The organism is Gemmiger formicilis (assembly GCF_016900095.1).
In the GTDB taxonomy this organism is placed as follows: Bacteria; Bacillota; Clostridia; order Oscillospirales; family Ruminococcaceae; genus Gemmiger; species Gemmiger formicilis_A.
This window is the reverse complement of record NZ_JACJJP010000087.1, coordinates 1-453: the sequence shown is the minus strand read 5'-3', so window position 1 is coordinate 453 and position 453 is coordinate 1. Positions and strand designations below refer to the sequence as shown.

Annotated in this window: 1 protein-coding gene; it reads right to left on the bottom strand. The window is 55.2% G+C overall.

Annotation, left to right across the window (positions count from 1 at the left end):
• On the bottom strand, positions 1–453 hold a 453-nt coding region (locus H6B15_RS15310; RefSeq protein ID WP_204648858.1), incomplete at both ends, for a hypothetical protein.

Here is a 453-nt window from a genome sequence, read left to right as displayed (position 1 = left end):
CGCGTCGAGTTCTGTCATAAATTCGAGCGTTATCAAGGTGGAGGTGTGCGGCAGGTAGGTAACTTTCGCAAACAGAGCAAAGTCGTTCCCGCCCCACAGCGCGCGCCCTTCCTCGTACCTCTTTTCACTGATTTCAAAGGAATGCCGTTCGCCGGTCATATCTACGCCGCGCAGATAATAGTCGTCCGAACCATAGTCCCCGATTCCTCTCGAATATTCAAACTCCAGCCGCTCCAAATAGGCGGCTTCCGGGCGCTTGAGGTAGGGGATGTCCAAAACGAGCGGCCGGACAAGGAAGAATGCGGCGGCGAGGCAAAGCAGAATGCCTGCGGTTCTGCCAACCTTTTGCAGGAACGTTGTGTCCGGCTGAATCAGCAGTATGAATAAGACAAGGGCGATGATCACCGCCACCAGCCCCAAGCCGCCATAGACAATGACGGCTTGCATAAACCC